This window comes from Kitasatospora sp. MY 5-36, assembly GCF_001182915.1.
Classification (GTDB): Bacteria; Actinomycetota; Actinomycetes; order Streptomycetales; family Streptomycetaceae; genus Kitasatospora.
The window spans coordinates 1-5,064 of sequence record NZ_LFVW01000742.1 but is presented as its reverse complement, the minus strand read 5'-3'; the positions used below and the strand labels follow the sequence as shown (position 1 = coordinate 5,064).

4 protein-coding genes are annotated in these 5,064 nt (G+C 74.2%); all 4 read right to left on the bottom strand.

Going from position 1 to position 5,064, the window contains the following annotated elements:
- Positions 1-780: hypothetical protein (locus AE652_RS34985; protein ID WP_049659019.1), on the bottom strand; the 780-nt coding region annotated here is incomplete at its 3' end.
- 89 nt (positions 781-869) lie between these two features.
- Positions 870-2,696: a threonine/serine exporter ThrE family protein gene (locus tag AE652_RS34980; RefSeq protein ID WP_234348654.1), complete on the bottom strand. Its 1,827-nt coding sequence runs from the start codon at positions 2,694-2,696 to the stop codon at positions 870-872.
- Positions 2,697-2,815: 119 nt separating this feature from the next.
- Positions 2,816-3,469, bottom strand: coding sequence for a DedA family protein (locus tag AE652_RS34975; protein ID WP_049659017.1), 654 nt, complete (start codon positions 3,467-3,469; stop codon positions 2,816-2,818).
- A 204-nt stretch (positions 3,470-3,673) separates the two neighbouring features.
- Positions 3,674-5,064: hypothetical protein (locus AE652_RS34970; protein ID WP_049659016.1), on the bottom strand; the 1,391-nt coding region annotated here is incomplete at its 5' end.

The window sequence follows — 5,064 nt, the reverse complement described above, 5'->3', positions numbered from 1 at the left end:
CATCCGCTCGGCCACCCGGTGCGCGGCCGGATGGTTGGCGGGCACCTTGTCGGGGGCCCCGGCGATCAGGTCGAAGAGCCAGGTGCGGGCCCGGTCCGCGCGCCGGTGCAGCAGGCGCTCGCGCCGCAGCGCACGCGCCCGGCGCCGGGGGCGCGTGGCGTACCGCCAGCGGGCCCAGGGGCTGCTCGGGCGGGCCAGCCGGATCGCCCCGATCCAGGACAGGCCGGGGACCATGATCCCGAGCAGGCCGGTCCACACCTTGCCCTTGAGCAGGGTGACCACCGAGGCCAGCGAGTTCACCGAGATGATCGTGATCAGCCCCCACCTGGTCTCCTCGCCGGGCACCACGCCGAGCGGCACGTACCCGACCAGCAGCAGGGAGGTGAACAGGATGCCGAAGATCACCGCGTCCACCGACTTGCGGCCCTGTTCGCTCCAGTACACGTCGTCCAGGTGCAGGATCAGCGCGAACTCGTCCAGCACCAGGCCGCAGCCGATGCCGAAGGCCAGCCCGAACCAGTCGATCCACGGGTGCCCGCCGTAGGTGGCGAACACCCCGATGCCGCCGAGCAGCAGGAAGCCCAGGCCGAACACCATGTGGTGGATGTGCAGGCCGCCCGGGGTCACGTTGCCCGGCCACCAGCGCACCTGGGCGCGGATCATCCGGACGCTGAACCGGATGAAGACGAAGGAGGTGATGAATCCGACCAGCAGCAGGAACAGCGGTTGCTTGTGCGCGGCGACGATGTGCTCGCGGTAGCCGTCCAGCAGTGTCGTCATGGGTCTTACCTTCGTTCCTGGTCCTGCGTCCTGCCTGCCGTGACGTGGCCCGGGGCCCACGTCTCCCCCAACACCGGGTCGCCGTCCGGTCAGAAGCCCCGGGTGCGCTTGGCCGCCCGGCGGGGCATGACCGGGTAGAGCGACGGGCGCTCGGCGCCGACCGGCAGCTTCAGGAACAGCCGGGCGATCTCCCCGCCGAGGTTCACCCCGACCGCCAGCGCCATCGCGATCGCCGCCGCCCGGAAGACCGACACCAGACCGGCGCTGGAGTGCCCCTGGGCGAAGGCGAGCATCCCGAGGTAGAGCGCCGAACCGGGCATCAGCGGGCCGATCGCGGCGGTCACGTACGGCAGCGCCGAACCGTTGCGGTAGCGCGCCATCAGCTGGCCGAACAGGCCGACCAGGCCGGCCGCCACACCGGTCGCCGCGATCGGGTTGACGCCCGCGTTGTACACCAGCGCACCGTAGCTGGCCCAGCCGATGCCGCTGTTGACGGTGACCAGGGCCAGCGTCCGGCGGTCGGTCTGGAGCAGCGTCGCGAAGGCCAGGGTCAGCAGCATCGCGGCGACCATCTGGACCGGCGGGTAGTTGACGCCCACCAGGCTCTCGTCCGGGCGCAGGTTCGCCTCGAAGCCGACCCCCAGGTAGAGGATCACCATCACCCCGATCACGATGCCCGCGACCAGGTAGACCACTTCCAGCAGACGGGCCGCGGCGGTGATGTAGAAGCCGGTCAGGCCGTCCTGCACGGCGGCGACCAGGGCGCGCCCGGGCAGCAGGGCGAACAGGCCACCGGTGATCACGACCGAGCCGCGCAGGCCCCAGTCGTTGAGCGAGAGGATGATGCCGGAGGCCGCGGCCGGCATCGCGGCCGCCACGAACTGGTAGAACTCCGGCAGCCGGCGCTTGGCCAGGGCGGAGGCCAGCCGGTCGCCGAGGACGGCCGCGACGAAGGCGCTCGCGAAGACCAGCCAGGCCTTGTCGTCGATCTTCCCGCCGACCAGGAAGGTCGCCGCGCCGGCCAGCAGGCCGGTGGTCAGGGCGAGGAACCAGGCCGGGTACGGGTGCCGGTTGCGGCGCATCGCCGCGAGCCGGCGGTAGGCGTCGTTGACCGTCACCTGCTCCGCGGTGATGTCCGCGACCAGCGCGTACACCGCGTCGAGCCGGGTGTAGTCGGACGTGCGGCGGCGCACCACGCGGTCGGCGGTGACCGGCGGCTCGACCAGCGAGGGCTGGTACGAGATGCCGATCAGGGTGAAGGTGACCTGCGGCTCGCAGCGGTCCAGCCGGTAGGCGTGCGCGATGCCGAGCATCGCCGCCTCGACGTCCTCGGCGGCCTCGCCGCTGGCCAGCAGCAGCTCGCCGATGCGCAGCGTCAGGTCGAGGATGCGCGGGACGTTGCGGGTGACGGCCGCGGACGGGTGCATCTCGCGGGCGGTGCGCTCGAACGCGGGGCGCTCGGACATCGGGGTGCGCAGCAGGGTGCGCATCCGGTCCGGCCAGGGCGCCTCGCCGGGGGCGCCGGGGGTCAGGTCCGGGACCGGGATGCCGGTGGGCGGGGTGTAGCCGGCCGCCCGCCACTCCTCGGGGGTGAGGGTGTCCTCGGCGACCGAGCGGCGGCGGACCGGGCGCTCGTCCTCGACCCGCCCGGTCTCGACCCGCCCGGCCACGGACGCGGGCACCGGCTCGGACACCCGCTCGGGCTCCGGGGCCAGCAGGCCCCTGGTCTCCGGGACGGGCGGCACGAGCGGCACGACGGTGGTGGGCTCGACCACCGGGGCGGGGTGGCCGAGCAGGCCCTCGGTGGGCGGGGCGTCGGCGGGGTGCACCGGCTTCGGGGACGCCTGCCGCGGCTGTCGGGCCGCCCGGCCTCCCCTCGCCCGCTTGCCCGCACCCGGTCGGCCCCGCTTAGGCACTTCCACTCCTTGCCGCCCCTGGCGGCCGCCGGCCACCGCTCGATCTCGGGTTACACCTTGCCTGATCGAACAGCCCGACGCACATGTACGCGGCGTCCCGTGGCCGGAGCGGCGGACGCCTACCCGGCGCGGTGCCGGTCGGCGGCGGCCGCACCGGAGCGGCGTGCCCGCAGCAGCTCGACCGCCACCGGGATCACCGAGACCAGCACGATGCCGACCAGGATGGCCTCGATGTTGTCCCGGACGAACGGGATCTGCCCCAGGAAGTAGCCGAGCACGGTGACCCCGCCGCCCCACAGCACGCCGCCGACCAGGTTGAACACCACGAAGCCGCGGTAGTTCATCCTGCTCACCCCGGCCACGATCGGGGTGAAGGTGCGCACGATCGGCACGAAGCGGGCCAGCACGATCGCCTTGGGCCCGTGCCGGTCGAAGAAGGCGGCGGCCTTCTCCACGTTCTCCTGCTTGAAGACCCGGGAGTCGGGGCGGCGGAACAGGCTCGGGCCGACCTTGCGGCCGAAGAGGTAGCCGACCTGATCCCCGGCCACCGCGGCGACCACGATCAGCGCGCAGACCAGCCAGAGCGGCTGGTGCAGGTAGGTGCCGCCGGCCACCAGCAGGCCGGTGGTGAACAGCAGCGAGTCACCCGGCAGGAAGAAGCCGATCAGCAGGCCGGACTCGGCGAAGACGATGGCCAGGATGCCGATCAGGCCGAAGGTGGAGATCAGGGTGGTCGGATCGAGCCAGGACGGGCCGAGGGCGAGGCTGGTCACGGTGCGGGCACTCCGAAGGTCGGGTCTTGGCAATGGAATGGTAAAGCATTGACAAAGACTCGGGGCGGCACCGGATGGTTCCCGTCGGACGGACGGACGCGGCGCGGGCAGGGAGCGGGCCGCGCGGTGAGAGCCCGGGAACGCGTACGGCCCCGGCGGGGGCCCGGGAGGGCCGGCCCGCCGGGGCCGTACGGTCGGGGGCGGTCAGAGCCCGTAGCGCTCGACCGTCTCCTCGTGCCGGGCGAGGTCCCCGCCGGCCGCCTTGGCCAGCTCCGGCCAGGCGAGCGGATGCGCCCAGCCGCCGGTCAGCCGCAACAGCAGGGCGTCGGCCTCGGCGGCCGAGGCGGTCGGCGGCACGCCGAGGGCCGCGTAGACGCCGGGCAGGGTGTCGCCGCCCTCCGCCGGGTCGGTGATCCGGTACTCGTCGCCGCTGTACACCCAGACCGCGCACCCGGCCTCGTGCAGCTCCTCGCGCAGCGCCGACCACGGCTCGTCGCCGGGCCAGCCGCCGTCGATCCAGTACGTGGTGTACCCGGCCGGGTCGAGCAGGGTGAGCAGCTCGAACACCGGGCGCCAGCGCTGCCGCTCCTCCTCGGGGGCGTCCTCGGCCGGCGGGCGCTCCAGCAGGGCCGGGGCGAAGACCACCACGTCGCCGTGGTTGAGCGTCAGGTCGTCGCCGAGCACCGGCAGGATGCGGGCGGTGGCCGGGCCCGTCCGGAGCGCGGGCAGGTCGGACGTCGCGCCGTTGGTGCGGGTGGCGCGGATGGTGACCAGCTGCCACTCCTCGTCCACCGGGCCCTCGGGCTCGTCGAACTCGATGTCGAGCAGCGCGCCGGTGGAGCGGACCACGGCCCAGTCCCGGTTGGCGGTGGCGGCGGTGATCAGGTGCCAGAGGTCCGGCTCCTGGACCGTCCGGTGGCCGTCCTCCTCCTCGGCGGCGCCGTCGGCCGGCGCCGCGCGCTCCAGCAGCTCCAGGTACATCCGCTGGGCGGTGGCGTGGTCGCCCAGTTCGGTGGCGGCGTGGGCGGCGAGGCGGCGGGTGTTGAGCACCTCGTCGTCCAGCGCCAGGATCTCCTGGCACCGCTCCAGCGCCTCGGCCCAGCGGCCCTCGGCGGCGGCCCAGCGGGCCCGTATCCAGTGCCCGTCGGCCGGGGCGGTGACGGCCACCCGGTCGGCGAGGCGGCGTATGCCCTCGGCGTCCCGGGCGTCGATCAGCATCTCGCCGAGCGCGCCGGTCAGCTCGTGGTCGGCCGGGTCGTCCTCCAGGTGCCGCCACAGCAGGTCGGCCGCGGCGCGGGCGTGGCCGAGGCCGCCCAGCACGGTGGCCAGGAGCACCGCCAGTTCGGTGGCGCCGGCCTGCTCACCCCGGTACCGGTCCAGGGCGACGGAGAGCAGGTCGGCGCCGGTCTCGTAGGGCACCCCGACCTCGGCCAGGTGCGCCGTCAGCTCGCCCGGCGGGACGGGCAGCTCGGGCTCCGGCAGGGCCTCGGCGGCCGCGCGCAGGGCCGCGACCTGCTCCGACACGCCGTCGGTGCGCCGCAGCCGGGTGAGCTTGCGCTCTCCGGTCGCGGCGAGGGTCAGCGCCACCGTGCGGG